15 protein-coding genes and 1 riboswitch are annotated in these 14,338 nt (G+C 49.1%); of the genes, 1 reads left to right on the forward strand and 14 read right to left on the reverse strand.

The features are described 5' to 3' along the window. Positions 1 to 39: 39 nt before the first annotated feature. The 6 genes from AC4EHJ_RS10015 to AC4EHJ_RS10040 form a co-directional block, all read right to left on the reverse strand. Positions 40 to 456 (reverse strand): DUF1259 domain-containing protein, encoded by a 417-nt coding sequence (locus tag AC4EHJ_RS10015; protein ID WP_490975416.1) that lies wholly within the window; start codon positions 454 to 456, stop codon positions 40 to 42. A gap of 310 nt (positions 457 to 766) precedes the next feature. After that, positions 767 to 2,509, reverse strand: coding sequence for an aminodeoxychorismate synthase component I (gene pabB / locus AC4EHJ_RS10020; protein WP_490975417.1), 1,743 nt, complete (start codon positions 2,507 to 2,509; stop codon positions 767 to 769). After that, on the reverse strand, positions 2,484 to 3,110 hold the full coding sequence (locus tag AC4EHJ_RS10025) for an anthranilate synthase component II (protein WP_490975418.1): 627 nt from the start codon (positions 3,108 to 3,110) through the stop codon (positions 2,484 to 2,486). Before AC4EHJ_RS10025 ends, pabB begins: the two co-directional genes overlap by 26 nt. Before the next feature lie 224 nt (positions 3,111 to 3,334). Beyond that, positions 3,335 to 3,742, reverse strand: a complete 408-nt coding sequence (locus AC4EHJ_RS10030; protein ID WP_490975419.1) for a DUF3021 domain-containing protein — start codon at positions 3,740 to 3,742, stop codon at positions 3,335 to 3,337. Continuing rightward, positions 3,739 to 4,197: a LytTR family DNA-binding domain-containing protein gene (locus AC4EHJ_RS10035; RefSeq protein WP_490975420.1), complete on the reverse strand. Its 459-nt coding sequence runs from the start codon at positions 4,195 to 4,197 to the stop codon at positions 3,739 to 3,741. Before AC4EHJ_RS10035 ends, AC4EHJ_RS10030 begins: the two co-directional genes overlap by 4 nt. 292 nt (positions 4,198 to 4,489) lie before the next feature. After that, positions 4,490 to 4,852: an iron chaperone gene (locus tag AC4EHJ_RS10040; protein WP_490975421.1), complete on the reverse strand. Its 363-nt coding sequence runs from the start codon at positions 4,850 to 4,852 to the stop codon at positions 4,490 to 4,492. Between the two features lie 261 nt (positions 4,853 to 5,113). Here AC4EHJ_RS10040 and AC4EHJ_RS10045 point away from each other — a divergent pair, with 261 nt between their 5' ends. Then, complete coding sequence (locus AC4EHJ_RS10045; RefSeq protein ID WP_490975650.1) at positions 5,114 to 7,060, forward strand: YjhG/YagF family D-xylonate dehydratase; 1,947 nt, start codon at positions 5,114 to 5,116, stop codon at positions 7,058 to 7,060. A gap of 308 nt (positions 7,061 to 7,368) precedes the next feature. On the opposite strand, the gene AC4EHJ_RS10050 is transcribed toward AC4EHJ_RS10045, so the two are convergent. From AC4EHJ_RS10050 to AC4EHJ_RS10085, 8 genes are all read right to left on the reverse strand, one after another. Then, complete coding sequence (locus AC4EHJ_RS10050; protein ID WP_490975422.1) at positions 7,369 to 7,533, reverse strand: hypothetical protein; 165 nt, start codon at positions 7,531 to 7,533, stop codon at positions 7,369 to 7,371. A 49-nt stretch (positions 7,534 to 7,582) separates the two neighbouring features. Then, positions 7,583 to 8,326, reverse strand: coding sequence for an SDR family NAD(P)-dependent oxidoreductase (locus AC4EHJ_RS10055; RefSeq protein ID WP_490975423.1), 744 nt, complete (start codon positions 8,324 to 8,326; stop codon positions 7,583 to 7,585). Between the two features lie 345 nt (positions 8,327 to 8,671). After that, positions 8,672 to 9,127 carry a flavodoxin domain-containing protein gene (locus AC4EHJ_RS10060; protein ID WP_490975424.1) on the reverse strand — a complete coding sequence of 152 codons (456 nt, stop codon included), beginning with the start codon at positions 9,125 to 9,127 and terminating at the stop codon, positions 8,672 to 8,674. Beyond that, positions 9,108 to 10,154, reverse strand: coding sequence for a ribonucleotide-diphosphate reductase subunit beta (locus AC4EHJ_RS10065; RefSeq protein ID WP_490975425.1), 1,047 nt, complete (start codon positions 10,152 to 10,154; stop codon positions 9,108 to 9,110). The genes AC4EHJ_RS10060 and AC4EHJ_RS10065 overlap by 20 nt, the downstream gene beginning before the upstream one ends. 12 nt (positions 10,155 to 10,166) lie before the next feature. Further along, complete coding sequence (locus AC4EHJ_RS10070; protein ID WP_490975426.1) at positions 10,167 to 12,452, reverse strand: ribonucleoside-diphosphate reductase subunit alpha; 2,286 nt, start codon at positions 12,450 to 12,452, stop codon at positions 10,167 to 10,169. Between the two features lies 1 nt (position 12,453). After that, positions 12,454 to 12,939 carry an acyl-CoA thioesterase gene (locus AC4EHJ_RS10075; protein ID WP_490975427.1) on the reverse strand — a complete coding sequence of 162 codons (486 nt, stop codon included), beginning with the start codon at positions 12,937 to 12,939 and terminating at the stop codon, positions 12,454 to 12,456. A 156-nt stretch (positions 12,940 to 13,095) separates the two neighbouring features. Beyond that, positions 13,096 to 13,276, reverse strand: a riboswitch (cobalamin riboswitch). A 273-nt stretch (positions 13,277 to 13,549) separates the two neighbouring features. Next, positions 13,550 to 13,858, reverse strand: a complete 309-nt coding sequence (locus tag AC4EHJ_RS10080) for a GNAT family N-acetyltransferase (protein WP_490975428.1) — start codon at positions 13,856 to 13,858, stop codon at positions 13,550 to 13,552. Between the two features lie 4 nt (positions 13,859 to 13,862). Continuing rightward, on the reverse strand, positions 13,863 to 14,333 hold the full coding sequence (locus AC4EHJ_RS10085) for a GNAT family N-acetyltransferase (RefSeq protein WP_490975429.1): 471 nt from the start codon (positions 14,331 to 14,333) through the stop codon (positions 13,863 to 13,865). Between the last annotated feature and the right edge of the window lie 5 nt (positions 14,334 to 14,338).

Raw genomic sequence — 14,338 nt, forward strand, 5'->3', positions numbered from 1 at the left:
TAGCAGTTGTTTTCAGAATATTTAATATTCTATAGAGTTTTACATTAAAAACATTTCCCGGTCTACTTGATTCAACAATGTTAACGCAGAAGCCAGCCGTTCCGCAAAATGTTCCGGCGGCTCTTTCGATTCCATATATACGCATATCAAGTTCGGATCTTCATCAAGCCACTGGGAATAATCCGTCGGCAATGGGATCGGATGGCTCCGCAGGATTTTCAGAAAATGTGTGAATTCTTCTGGCAGCAAATACACTTCCGCTTTATTGACCGCCGTCCCATCTTCCTTTAGTTGCCCGAACGATATCTCCATATCCAATTTACACACAAAGCAATTCTGGCTAGACTGTATCTCAAGCGTCCGGACCTTCCTGATCAAACAGCGATCCATTTCAATTTCAGCGTCCGCTTCCAGCAAATGTCCCACTTTTTCTGCAAGTTCTTCGATGTGTTGCATAAGTGACCCATCCTTTCGCTTGTCATGCATCTGAAATGCCGGCGGCAGTTTTAAAAAATAAAAAACGCCAAAAAGAATTATTACATTCTTCTTGGCGCTTTTTCCGGCACTTATTGTCCGGAACATTCATCCACTTTACATGCAAAACTTCGTAGGCCGCCTTATGGCATCCGCAAGTGCAGATGTTTTTCTTCTACCCGAAGAATACACAACACTGGATAGAAAGTAAAGCTAATATACCTAATTAGTTATACAATAAATATCAACAATTTGATTTTCAGTTGATTTACATACTAATTTATTGCGCTTTTCATGAAATTCCATTGTCTATTTCCACCCAGCCACGGACGCCATTGATAAACCAGATGGCGTCCCATTCTGCGAGGCTGTCTTTGTGGACAATGCGTTCTTCAATGTTGCCGTTGTCGAGCAGCTGCTGCCGGAATGTACCGGCAAGCAGCCCGCTTTCAACCGGCGGCGTGAAAAAACGGCCGTCCTTTTCGACAACCAGATTGCCGATTGTGAATTCCGTGAGCTCGCCGTTTTCATTCCATAGCAGCGCGGTGAACGCCGTGCCCGCATCTTGCTGGGCCTCATCGTAAACTTTGCGATGCGTCGTCTTATGGAAGAGGAACGGGTTGGACGAATCGACCGGCTCTTTGGCAAGTCTCGCTTTTAGAGGGCCAATAGTTGGCTGCACCGGCTGGGCTTCGACAACTGCTCCACCCGCTTGGTCCACAAGCAGCCGGACTTTATAAAGGCCTCGGGGATGAGCCTCGGCGCATGCCATCAGCCTTCGCTCTACTTTCCCCAGATCTGCCGGGAAATTAAAGTATTTGGCGGATGCCTCCAACCGGTTGAGATGGTAGGGCAAGAGCGGGAAGACGCCATTTTCAAGTTTCAGCGACTCCAGCAGACTGAACTCCGGCCGCTGTGCTGTCAGCACTTTTGCTTTGGCGTACAATTCTTCGAATTCCCCTTCGGAAGTCGAATCCCACGTGATGCCGCCCCCAACGCCGTATTGCGCATTTCCTTTTTCAGCATCAACGACGACCGTGCGGATCGGAACACTGAACACCGCATTTTTTTCAGGGGTAATAAAACCGATTGCGCCGCAATACACTTCGCGTGGCGATTGTTCAAGCGCCGCGATAAACTGCATCGTACTGATTTTTGGCGCTCCGGTGATCGAACCGCACGGAAACAGAGCTCGGAACCAGTCAGCCACCGTAAGTCCGGGAGCGAGGTCCGCTTCAATGGTCGACGTCAGCTGAAGCACTGTTGGATAAGCCTCCACTTCAAACAGCTTGGAAGCCAGAACCGTGCCCTTTTCGGCCAGCCGGCTCATGTCATTGCGCAGCAGATCGACAATCATCAGATTCTCCGCGCGCTCTTTTTCTGAAGCGAGCAGCACGTGCGCTTTTTCGCGGTCTTCAGCCAAATTGCGCCCTCTTGCCGCTGTCCCTTTCATCGGCTTTGTCGTCAACCGGCCATCCTGCACGCGGAAGAACAGCTCCGGGGAAGCCGACAAGATCCGATATCGGCCCAGGTTCAAATAAGCGCCATAGCCCGCCTGCTGATTGCGGGCAAGCTGACGGTAAAACGAACGGTCGCTGCCGCTGAACGACGCATGGAGCCGCTCCGTGTAGTTTACTTGGTACGTATGCCCTTCTTCGATGGCGTTTTTAATGTGCGCAATGCCCTTTTTGTACTGTTCTTCTGAACTCGCCATCCGCCAATGGGACACTGCGTAAGGCTCAGCTGCAGGCTCCGGCCCCAACGCTTTCGGCTGTCGGAAAATGCCAAACCAGATGAGCGGCATTTCTGCGTCTGTCCTTACTTCCATTTCCGCTTGAAATGCCGGCGCCGCTTCGTAGGATACATAACCCGCCGCGTAAAAACCTTCCGCCAGCGCTTTTTCAATTTCTTCCATTATGCCCGGGATTTCCTGTAGATGGTGAGTTTCCAGCACCTTTACAGGTTCCGTAAAGACGAGTGGCTCTATGTTTCCTTCTGCATTCTGAAACTCATACACTAGGTAAGGGTTGTTCATTTCCCGCACCTCCCTGCTTTGCAAATTTCCAGGCAATCGCCTCGTCATAGCAGTTTTTCAGCATCGCAAACCCGTCAGCTGTCAAAATCGATTCAGGGTGGAATTGGATGCCTGCGACCGGCAATTCCCGGTGCTGCACCGCCATCACAACACCGTCTTCACTGAGCGCCGTCACCTTCAGGCAAGCTGGCATCGTTTCATTGTCAGCAATCAGCGAATGATAGCGCGTCACTTTCGCTGGAGAAGAGATGCCTGCAAACAAGCCGCTTCCGTTATGCGTGATGAGCGAAACTTTGCCGTGCATCGGTTGCTGCCCTTTGATGATCCTTCCCCCGAAATGTTCAATTAGCGTTTGGTGTCCCAGGCATACGCCAAGAATGGGAATCATGCCACTCAGCGACTCTAATGCTTCACGCGTAGCACCTTGCTGGACAGGGCGTCCCGGCCCCGGCGACAGCACCAGCAGATCCGGTGCCATCTCTTTCAGTTGCGCCGCGCCCGTTTGGCCATTTTGAAAAACCCGCACATCCGGATCGAACTGGTGGAAATAATGGACAAGATTATATGTGAATGAATCGTGGTTATCGATAACGACAATCATGGCGCACCTCATTTTTCTATAGTTCAAGTGCTTTTATTATACCTGCTTCGAAAAGTTAAGAGAATTATTATTGTCGGACTGCTAGGAATACGAGATATCGCGTGGTGCAAGTAAAGCTGGGTTTGCTGCAAATATGCTTCATTTTGCCGCAAGTATCGCCGTGATTCCGCAAGTAAAGCCGCCCGCCAATCAAAAAAACCAGCCGCAGCGGCTGGTTTTCGCTTTTATTCATTGTTCAATTCTGCGTTCAGTTTTTTCGCCTGGTTTTTAAAGTATAGATAAAAAGCGGTCCAGAACAATACATAAAAAATCAGGAATACTGCGAGCATCAGCAAAAAGCTTGGCACAGTGAAAGGGAACCAGCCGATGCCGAACGCCAAAACGAAGTACAACACGGTGACGGTCGCAAAATGCATTGCCGTTTGGCGCCGAAGCGTCCATTTATGGCTTTCAAAATACAGCGTGCTGGCTGTGAAAAACCAGCCGCAAAGAATGGTGCCCAGCGAGTTCTTCAAAAACAAACCGCTGTCCAAGGTTTCCTGCCCGCTCAAAACAACTGTGTAGGTCATGATGATGCTGAGAAAAGAACCAAAAAATATGCCCATCATGCTCCGGATCAAAAATTTTTTCATTGCCCTTTCCTCCTGTTCATCTTCAAAGATTCCTTAATGGCATGAACGTAATTCCGGGAAACGTATTCCTTCGCTCCTGATTTAAAATAGACACATAGCGTCCCGTTGAAAGAAGCTTCAAAACGGCTCAATTCCTCCAGATTGGCAATGACCGATTTCGAGAGCCGGATAAACTGGGTGGGCGGCAGAACCTCTTCCAATTCATACAGTTTTTCCTTCAGGCGAAACTCGCCTTTAGCCGTCACCGCCGCTACGGTATCGTTATTCGTATGGAAATAATGGATTTCAGCAGGCTTCAGGATATGCTGCATATCGCCGTCCCGTCCAAGCAAAAAACGGGTATCCTGCCCTTTTATAAAATCGACGATACTTTTAATGGAGTCATCCATTTCCTTACACTCAATGATCACTTTCGTTTCCTCAAACCGGCTATCGATGTCCAATGATACTTTCATTTGGCGCACCTCCTTCTCTGTAGTTTAATCGGTCCACCTCCGGCTGTCTTCAAGCCATCCGCTATACATTAAGAATAAAACCAAATGCCTTCAGCGTCCTGCCTTTTCGGCCTACACGCTGATTTTACGTTGTAAGCTGCAGAAAACGGCAACTCACCTGCAGGAGAATCGAGCGCAGGTGAAATAAAGGGTGTACTCGCTTTCCACATAAAAAACAGGCAAGCTGGAAATACAGCTGGCCTGTCTGTTCGTGGAAAATTTTCATGAAGTGTATGTTCTTCAGCTCGCCCAGTCATTTTTTCGCTTTTGCTTTTTCAAGATTTTCAGCCACTCGGAATCGGACAATGCTGCGAATCAAGTCATATGGCATCGGTTGGTCAAGCGGAAACTGGACTGACCCTTTTCCTTGCTTGTATGAAGCCAGCTCTTGCTCAAAAGCCGTGATACCGCTTGGCACAGGGTAAAATCCGATGTGGTTCTTAAATGCTGCAAAATGTACCAAATTGCCGTTCAGCACAAATGTCGGCATTTGATAACTGATGGCCTCCTGAGCGGATGGCGCCTCTTCCTGGATGACGCGCCGCAGCGTCCGTAAAATTTCCTGTACGTCTTCTGGTGCTTGCCGGATGTAATCGTCGATCGTCTGGATACCCATAAGCTCTCCTTTCCTCCTGCTGGATTTTCGGATACTTCTTATCTGCATTTTACCTCTTTTTCCCCGATTCTCCTCTACTCTTGCTTGTTGGAGATAAATGAGCATGAATTTTTAAGTTAATTTCCAATTTTCTGACTAAATACGATATACTTTAAGAAATTACAAACAGCTTATAACTATTCAGTATTGTAAGCGTTTTAAAGAGGAGAGATTTGATTGGATTATTCTTTAGACGATGTGCTGCTAAAAATTACTGACGATATGTATGATATTAAAACAACAGCACTAGGCGCTCAGGGCAGTCTGCCATTGACCGATAAAATGCTGCGCAATTCCCCAAGCGGCGATTTGTTCGGCTTGTCACAAAACGTCGGGATGGGATGGGAGCCGAGTAAAGTGCTTGGCAAAGAAGTGCTGCTGCTAAGTACACAAGGCGGCATGAAAGAAAGCAACGGGGAGCCAATTGCTTTAGGCTATCATACCGGCCATTGGGAAGTGGATTTGTTAATGAAAGAAGCTGCCCGCGAAGTGACAAAAGCACAGGGCATGCCATTCGCGGCTTATGTCAGTGATCCTTGTGACGGCCGTACCCAAGGAACAGACGGCATGTTTGATTCTTTTCCATACCGCAATGACGCGGCAATTGTCTTTCGCCGGCTGATCCGTTCGCTGCCGACTCGAAAAGCAGTTATCGGCATAGCTACTTGCGATAAAGGGCTCCCGGCGATGATGCTTGCACTTTCTTCGATGCATGACCTTCCGACTGTCATCATTCCAGGCGGTGTTACTTTGCCACCGCTTTTCGGCGAAGATGCCGGGAAAATCCAAACCATCGGTGCCCGCTATTCAAATAACGAATTAACGCTTAAAGAAGCATCCGAGCTTGGATGCCGAGCATGCGCCACTTCCGGAGGCGGATGCCAGTTTCTTGGTACTGCTGCAACAGCGCAGGTAGTCAGCGAAGCAATGGGATTATCCGTTCCTCACGCAGCATTAGCTCCTTCCGGCCAGGAAATTTGGAAAGAAATGGCGAGACAATCAGCGAGAGCTGTCATGTACATGGAAAACAACGGAATTACCACTAAGGACATAATTACCGATGCGTCCATCCGCAACGCTATGGTCGTCCATGCAGCATTCGGCGGATCGACGAACCTGCTATTGCATATTCCAGCAATTGCGCATGCGGCGAAATGCACCACTCCGACAATTCAAGACTGGATTCAAGTGAACCGGGATACTCCGCGGCTTGTCAGTGTCCTTCCAAACGGACCCGACTACCACCCAACGATCCGCGCATTTCTTGCAGGTGGAGTTCCGGAAGTTATGCTTCACTTGAGAGATTTAGGCTTGCTTGATTTGACCGTGCTGACGGTTACTGGCAAAACGCTCGGTGAAAATCTGGAATGGTGGGAAAAATCAGAACGCCGAGTGAAAATGAAACAGCGTTTAATCGAAGCGGACGGCATTCAACCGGAAGAAGTCATCATGAACCCTCAGCAGGCAAAAGCCCGCGGCATGAGTTCAACGATCACTTTCCCGGTCGGCAATATTGCACCAGAAGGCGCCATCATTAAATCCACTTCCATCGATCCGGAAGTGATTGATGAAAACGGCATTTATTATCACAAAAATATCGCTAAAGTCTTTTCAAGTGAACGAAAAGCAATTGCCGCGATTAAAAGCGGGGAAATCCATAAAGGCGATATCATGGTTGTTTCCGGCTGTGGACCGCTTGGCACTGGCATGGAAGAGACCTATCAGTTAACTTCTGCCCTCAAGCATTTGTCTTATGGCAAATATGTTACTTTGTTAACCGATGCCCGGTTCTCAGGCGTTTCAACAGGCGCTTGTATCGGCCATATCGGACCTGAAGGCTTGGCAGGCGGACCCATCGGCAAATTGCGGGACGGTGATGTCATCGAAGTCCGGATTGACGCCCTTAAACTGGAAGGCCATTTGCATTTTCTCGGAACCGGTGAATCAGAGCTGACGCCAGAACAAGGCGCGGAAGTTCTCCAACAACGCGAACAAAATCCCGATATTAAGCCAGCAGCAAACTTGCCGGACGACACACGCCTCTGGGCTGCCCTGCAAAACGCCAGCGGCGGAACATGGAAAGGCAGCGTCTATGACGTCGACCGGATTATCGAAGTTCTAAAAGCTGGGGAAGAAGCCTTAGCTCGTAAAAGCTTGGTGAACAATTAATTTCATTAAATACAAGGACTGCATTTTCAAAAGTTAAATACTGCACATTAAAAGCCCATTTCTATAATAGAAATGGGCTTTGTCTTGATTGGCAGCCTATTTATCAAGTATCGTTTCTTCAATGTAATAACGAGCGTGTTCTTTCACTTTCTCCAATACTTGAATACTGTTCAAGGAATTAAATTTCATGTATTGGGATTTTCTAAGCTTTGATGCAAAAAAACTTCTGTTTGCTGCAAGTAAAGTCGCCTCACCCTACAAAAAAGCAGGACGCCATTAATCAGCTTCCTGCTTTTCACCTTGAAACTTCAATCGTCGTCATCATCTTCCTCTTCGCCGTCTTCGTTGTCATTCATTTGTTCGGAGTCGTTATTGTTATTGTTTTCTGAATCGCCACCGTTGCCACAAGCTGCTAGCATGCTAACCGACAGCAGTGCCGCTGCACCGACTTTCCACCATTTATTGACTGCCATAAACTCGTCCTCCCATTAGAAGAATAGTTGCTACTAGTTCTTTACCCCATTACTGTGCTGTGTATCCACCATCAACCATTATTGTCGCCCCTGTCACAAAATCATTTTCACAAAGGAAGATAATGGCGTGAGCCACTTCTTCGGGCCGCCCTAAGCGTCCGATCGGATGTTTGGCAACGGCTCTTTCATAAGCTTCAGGACTTAATGTATTGCGATTTGACATAGCTGTCTCAATATAGCCAGGGCTTACGGCATTTACTCGAATGTTTTTGTCTGCATATTGAAGAGCCAAAGATTTCGTCATTAAGTTTACCGCCCCTTTAGAAGCAGTGACCGCAAAAGCACTTGCTTCGCCTACCGTGCCCAAGATAGATGCTGTGTTGACAATGACCCCGCCTCCGGTTTTCAACATTTCGCGGATGGCGTGTTTCGAACCAAAGAAGACTCCGTCTTGGTTAACCGCAATTACTTTCCGGTAATCTTCATATGAAAGCATATGCGTTTCACTGAGTGCACGAACTCCAGCATTATTAACCATAATATCAACCCGTCCAAACGCTTCGATCGTCTTTGCTATAAGATTTGCTACGGAATCTTCTTGGGAAGCATCGAATTCGATAAATATCACTTCTGCTCCAGTGTCTTGAAGTTCCTTTGCAACAGCCTTTCCACCTTCCGCATTAATATCAGCGACAACCACTTTAGAGCCTTTTGCAAGGAACGCTTTTGCGGTGGCTAAGCCAATCCCAGACGCCGAGCCAGTAACAACTGCCACTTTTCCTGCTAAATCCATTTCAATCCCTCCTTAGTTTAAGTTCGCTTATATTAGTCATCTTAACAGTATTAATCTGAATTTTCGGACTTTAAAGGAAGATTTTTTATTTAAATTAATTCTCCCATTACGTGCTAAACAATTTTATCAGTTTCGCGCTTTCATCAATATGCTTTTGAGGAGAAATCTCCATAAAAAAAGGGCTTTTCAAATGAAAGACCCTTTTTGCAATGCATGCTTCTGTTTTTATAATTCGTTAAAGCTCTTTGAACATCGTCATATTTGGGATACCAGCAGGCACTTTTAAGCATTTCTTTAGAGAGGCGGGTTCTCTGTTTATTCCCCTTATGCTGTGCTGAGAAAATGTCAAAGCACTCTGGCTGCAATGTTTGTTATCAATTTCTCACACCGCACATAGTCTTTGTCTTGCGGCATCAACTCCACTTTTAGCGTAGCTGCCAAATCGGTATGTACAAAAAGCATATCCCGAAATCGGTCCACCGCGCCGCAGAATTCGGCGTAACAGCTGTCGCCTGTGCCGAACACCGCCGTCACCAGCCTTTTGTTGCCGAGTTCTTCAAAAGCGGTGAACAGGCAGCGCAGCTCTTTCGGGATCTCGCCGCTGCCCCATGTGTAAGTGCCGACGATAACTGCATCGTAACGTGAGAGTTGTGAGAGCGCAAAGTCGTTTATTGCGTAAATGCTTACGGACAAGCGCTTTGCACGACAAATCTGCTGCAAGATTTCCGCCACAGCTTTTGTGTTTCCAGTGGCCGAAGCATAGACGATGGCAATCCTCGGTTTATAATTCGTCAAAGCCATTCGACTGCGACACTTTCGAGTAGGTCCGGGATTTTTGTTCGAAGAAGTCGGATTTCGTGTCGTTCATCATGCCGTCCCCGAACACTTGAATCCATGGCATCGGATTGTCGCGCTCGGCGTAGAGGTTATCGAGCCCGAGTTGACGCAGGCGTTTATTGGCCAAGTATTCGACGTAGCCCTCGAATTCGACAAGGTCGAGCCCTTCGATATCGGCCAGGATGTAGCGCGCCCATTCCTTTTCAAGTTCAACCGCCTCCCCAACCGCTTCGTAAACGTAGGCAATGTTGTCGTCCGAATTCAGTTCCGGGTTTTCCGTCAATAAAATCCGGATAAACTGTGCGATGAAATAAGCGTGCTGCATCTCGTCGCGCTGAATATAGCTGATCATCGTGCTGGTCTTGAGCATTTTCTGCTGGCGCGCCAAATGGTAAAAGAACGCAAAGCCGGCGTAGAAATAAATGCCTTCCAAGTTGATGGAATTGACACTGAGGCGAAACAGCTTCTGCGGCGTCGGGTCTTCGCGGAACGCTTCGTAGGCATCCAAAATCAATTCGTTGCGTTTGCGGACAATCGGATCGGTTTTCGCCTGGTCGAAGCGGGCATTTTGTTCGCTGATCGATACGAGCGAACTCAATATATACGAATACGATTCGTTATGGACAGCTTCCTGCTGGGAAATCACCGCAAAAATCGCTTTGAAGCTGGAATCCGTGACATAGTCGAGGACCTGGCTCATCGTCGGCGTCTGCAGGCTGTCGAGCGATGCCAGCTGCGTATTGATGCGCATGAAGACATCCTGTTCAGTCGCACTGAGCAGATCCCATTGCTTGATGTCGTCCTGCATATTGATTTCCTGCGCTTTCCAGAAGTTCGACAATAGCGTCTGGTACATATCGTACATTTGCGGATACGCGATGTCGTTCCAGTTGAGCAAGCCGGACGATTGACCGTTCAGGATGCCGGTGGATTTATTGGGCTGCTCGGGATTGAGCAATTTGATTTTTTTCAGCGGTGCGTGGATCGTCATGGCGGTTCCTCCTTAACTTTGGCAAGCTTCACATTCTTCAATTTCTGCCTGGGATGTGCTGCGCACGTAATACGTCGTCTTCAAGTTTTGTTCCCACGCTTCGAGATGCAGGCCGAGCAGCTCTTTTGCTTTGATCGTATGCGGCACATAGAAATTGAAGCTGATCGACTGGTCGATGTGGCGTTGGCGGGCGGCGTTCTGGCGAATGCTCCACTTCTGGTCGAGCACGTGGCGCGAGCGGCGGTAATACTCGTAGGTGCGGTGGTCGAGATCCGGCGCCGTCACTTTGAATTTGAAATTTTTCTTTTCTTCGGCGTATTCCACAGCATAAAGCGGATCGATGCCATCGGTCGAGCCGCCGATTTTCGCGGTCGACGAATTCGGCGCAACCGCCATCATCCAGCCGTTGCGGACGCCATTTTGGGTAATGTCGCTTTGCAGTCGATTCCAACGGTCGCTGCTGTAATTTTTGCGTTCGAAATACTCTCCCGTCTGCCATTCCGACCCCTCAAACTCGCGATACGCGCCTTTTTCCTTGGCGAGCTCCATGGAAGAGCGGATGGTGTGGTAAGCAATTTCTTCGTATAGTTTATCGGCAAACGCGACGGCTTCTTCTGTTTCCCAGTGGATGCCTTCGAGCGCCAGCAAGTGAGCCCATCCGAAAGTTCCGCTTCCTACCGCGCGATATTTCTTGTTCGTCGCCTCGGCCTGTCCGACGGAAATTGTGTTCAAGTCGATAACGTTGTCGAGCATGCGCATCTGGATCGGAATCAGCCTCTTCAGCACGTCCGCCTTCACCGCGCGCGGCAAATTGATCGACGACAAATTGCAGACGACGAAGTCGCCCGGCTTCCGGATCATCACAAGATTGCCGTCTTCATCGGTGTATTCTTTCGTAATCGTCGTCGCCGACATGTTTTGCGTGATTTCGCTGCACAAATTACTGCAGTAAATCGATGTGAGCCCCTTGCCGCGCAAGTGCTTATTGGGATTCTGGCGGTTGACTTCGTCGCGGTAAAACATATACGGCGTGCCGGTTTCAAGCTGAGACACCATGATGCGCGCCATGATGTCCATTGCCCGGTACGTTTTCCGCGGCAATAACGGATGCGCTGCCGCTTTTTCGTATTTCGCGGAGAAATGCTTTACATCCGTCTCGTCGTAAAAGTCTTCCAGCCCGAGCGCATTCCCGGCTTCGTCTTGCCAGCCCATCGTTTGTTTCACTTGATGCGGGCAGAACGTATGCCATTCGCCGGTGCTGCGGCCCTGATCATCGGTTTCCTTCAGTTTTTCCATGAACAAATCCGGAATCGCGACACCGGTGAAAATATCATGCGCTTTCCGGCGTTCGTCGCCGTTATTCGTCTTCAGGTCCAAAAAGCCGTTCATGATGTCTTTGTGGAACACATCCAGGTAAATCGCCACTGCCCCTTGGCGCTGGCCCAGTTGGTCGACGCTCACTGCTGTGTCGTTGACCAGACGGATCCACGGAATGACGCCGGACGAACTGCCTTTGAATTTTTTTATATCAGATCCCATTGCCCGCACCTTGCCGTAATAAACGCCGATGCCGCCTCCGTCCTTACTGAGGCGGGCGATGTCCCAGTTGTTCAAGTAAATGCCATCGAGCGAATCATCGACCGTATCGATAAAGCACGACGACAGCTGGCCAAAGCTCTTGCCGGCATTCGACAGCGTCGGCGTCGCTACCGTCATATACAGGTTGCTCATCGCCCAATACGCTTCTTTCACCAAGGCCAGACGCTTTTCTTGCGGTTCGTTCTGCATCAGTGCCATGGCGATGACCATAAAGCGCTCCTGCGGCAGCTCAAATACCGCACCTTCATAATCCTTCGCCAAATAACGGTCCGCCAGCAGGAACAAGCCGATATATGTGAACAGCAAGTCCCGCTCCGCATCGATTTCGTTGCCGAGCACGCTGATTTCCTCTTGCGCATAGCTTTCCAGCAAATCGCCGGAATAAATGCCGATTTCCGTCAGATAGCGAATCAAGCCATAAAAATCGCCGTATTTCGAAGACGCGTCGTAGGTTCGGCTGGCAGCGGCCGCTTCGTATAAGTCATTCAGGTATAAGTGCGCCGCGACGAAGGTCCAATCCGGTTCCTCCATTGAGATACGGTCCAATGCATAGCCGATTGCCTGCTCTTTTCTCGCCTTCGCAGTGCCCAATGCAGGGAGTTTGCCGGCAAGCTCACCGGTCTGCAGCCCGAACTTCTCCTGTGCACGTTCCAGCGCCGCTAAAACGCCTTCCAATCCTGTATCTTCTACAATTTTCATATCAGCACAACTCCTTTGCAAATTCGTTGATTTTCATGCGCCGCTCTTTGCGTTCCTGAGCGCTTTGGAACAATTGCTTTTCGCTGTCGGTTTCCGGCACCACGCCTTCGACCGGCGACGGCTTGCCGTTTTCGTCGACGGCGACCATTGTCAGGATCGCGGTTGTCGTCAAGGTTTTCGTCCGGTTTTCCACGCTCTGGCATTCGGCTTTGACGTAGACTTCCATCGATGTCCGGCCCGTTGATACGACGACGCCTTCTAGCAGCAAGATGTCGCCGACACGGGCAGACGACAGGAAGTTGACGGTATCGATGGATGCGGTCACGACGGCTTTGCCGCTGTGTCTCATCGCTGTAATCGCCGCGATTTCGTCGATATAGCTGAGCACCGCGCCGCCGAAAATCGTGCCCATGTGGTTTGTGTCGGGCGGCAGCACCAGTCTGGTCTGAATCGTCCTCGATATGTTTGCTGCAATGTGTTTCGCCATGTGGCATGCCTCCAAAATTCAATTTACTAAATAAAAAAACCCATCCTCTCAGAGAGAGGATGGGTTTGTAAACGCAGAATAATCTTCGGAACAGCAGAAAAAGCCGGCTGCACCGCGCAGAGTCTCTTCGTTATCCTTCCCAGCTCCCGGAGAAGATCTTAACTGATAAAAATGGCAGGTCTCCTGGCTCGTGCGTCATCCTCCGCTATGTCCTTCCCGTCCGTTGGACAGTGGATTGCCATAGCTTTCGTCAGCACTTACAGTTGCGGGTACAGCTCCGGTTTTTCATCGGATTCCCTATTAAGCCTTTTCAGGCACCATTATTATTGGTATTACTATATATGGTGTTTAAATGTATACAATACACTAAATATCGTATTTTCACACTATAAACCACTTTCCTCTCTTTTACAAGCTCTGTTTCAAAAGCTGAATTCTAAGCTTCTCAACCTTCACGTTACATTATGGTTGATAAGAAAAAGCTGTCACAAGCTTGTTTAGATTGGCGGGTTCATTTTTCCAATCGGCACCTAAACCGTTCGACTCCTGGATATTTTTCTCCGAGGCTTGTCACGTTAAAGCCGGTGCTGCGGTAAAAGCCGACAGCTTCCTAATCGGTTTCGGCAACAATGGAGGTGGGATCCAGTTTTTCCTGAATTGCTTCGATCATCGCTTTGCCATAGCCTCTGCCTCTGGCGGACGGCAAAACAGCGATATGCCTGATTTCTAATTCTCCTGGTTGGATAAATGCGATGCCGACGCAGCCGACAACCCTGTCGCCGTCTGCAAATCCATAAAGCTGCATCGTTTGGGAAGCGATGTATTGATTGTATTCATCCGCAGCCCGTTCTGCGCTCGCCGCGTAAGTCAGCAAGCGCACCGCCTTTTCGCGGATCATATACGCCGTCACGTCTTCCATCTGGTCACCCCTGCTGTTCCATTATGATGAAGACAGCGGAATCCGTACTGAACTTCCGAGCTTCCGTGAAGCCAAATTTCTTGTACAGATGAATCGCCCGCGCATTGAACTCCGCTACGGTCAACCGCAGGCGAAGCCCCGGATGCTCGCTTTGGATAGCGGATGCCGCGTAGCCGAAGAAACGATGCCCATTGCCTTGCCCCGTCAGTTCGGGATCCAAGCCGAGGCCGATATCGATGAACCCTTCCGGATAAGCGCTTTCCGCGATGCCTTTCGGAACTTGAGCGGGTCCTCCTGCACACAGAAAGCCGACTAATGTTCCGTCCGCGAAGACAGCTTCATATGAACCGTCCAAAAGTTCGCTGAGCGATTCTTCTGTCGTTTCGTTATTGTAGAAATCATACGGCTCTTCGTAATTCCACCGCAATATCATCATCGCGCTTGCTTTATCCATTTTCTGTTTTGTAAATTCCATCTAAC

This window comes from Planococcus sp. TJ-301, from assembly GCF_058268475.1.

Bases quoted from the DNA above. Each gene is read 5' to 3' on its own strand.
- AC4EHJ_RS10065 (WP_490975425.1), bottom strand. From the start codon at position 10,154: ATGACGATCCACGCACCGCTGAAAAAAATCAAATTGCTCAATCCCGAG.
- AC4EHJ_RS10025 (WP_490975418.1), bottom strand. From the start codon at position 3,110: ATGATTGTCGTTATCGATAACCACGATTCATTCACATATAATCTTGTC.
- AC4EHJ_RS10040 (WP_490975421.1), bottom strand. From the start codon at position 4,852: ATGGGTATCCAGACGATCGACGATTACATCCGGCAAGCACCAGAAGAC.
- AC4EHJ_RS10075 (WP_490975427.1), bottom strand. From the start codon at position 12,939: ATGGCGAAACACATTGCAGCAAACATATCGAGGACGATTCAGACCAGA.
- AC4EHJ_RS10050 (WP_490975422.1), bottom strand. From the start codon at position 7,533: ATGGCAGTCAATAAATGGTGGAAAGTCGGTGCAGCGGCACTGCTGTCG.
- AC4EHJ_RS10080 (WP_490975428.1), bottom strand. From the start codon at position 13,858: ATGGAAGACGTGACGGCGTATATGATCCGCGAAAAGGCGGTGCGCTTG.
- AC4EHJ_RS10015 (WP_490975416.1), bottom strand. From the start codon at position 456: ATGCAACACATCGAAGAACTTGCAGAAAAAGTGGGACATTTGCTGGAA.
- AC4EHJ_RS10030 (WP_490975419.1), bottom strand. From the start codon at position 3,742: ATGAAAAAATTTTTGATCCGGAGCATGATGGGCATATTTTTTGGTTCT.
- AC4EHJ_RS10045 (WP_490975650.1), top strand. From the start codon at position 5,114: ATGTATGATATTAAAACAACAGCACTAGGCGCTCAGGGCAGTCTGCCA.
- pabB (WP_490975417.1), bottom strand. From the start codon at position 2,509: ATGAACAACCCTTACCTAGTGTATGAGTTTCAGAATGCAGAAGGAAAC.
- AC4EHJ_RS10035 (WP_490975420.1), bottom strand. From the start codon at position 4,197: ATGAAAGTATCATTGGACATCGATAGCCGGTTTGAGGAAACGAAAGTG.
- AC4EHJ_RS10070 (WP_490975426.1), bottom strand. From the start codon at position 12,452: ATGAAAATTGTAGAAGATACAGGATTGGAAGGCGTTTTAGCGGCGCTG.
- AC4EHJ_RS10055 (WP_490975423.1), bottom strand. From the start codon at position 8,326: ATGGATTTAGCAGGAAAAGTGGCAGTTGTTACTGGCTCGGCGTCTGGG.
- AC4EHJ_RS10085 (WP_490975429.1), bottom strand. From the start codon at position 14,333: ATGGAATTTACAAAACAGAAAATGGATAAAGCAAGCGCGATGATGATA.
- AC4EHJ_RS10060 (WP_490975424.1), bottom strand. From the start codon at position 9,127: ATGGCTTTGACGAATTATAAACCGAGGATTGCCATCGTCTATGCTTCG.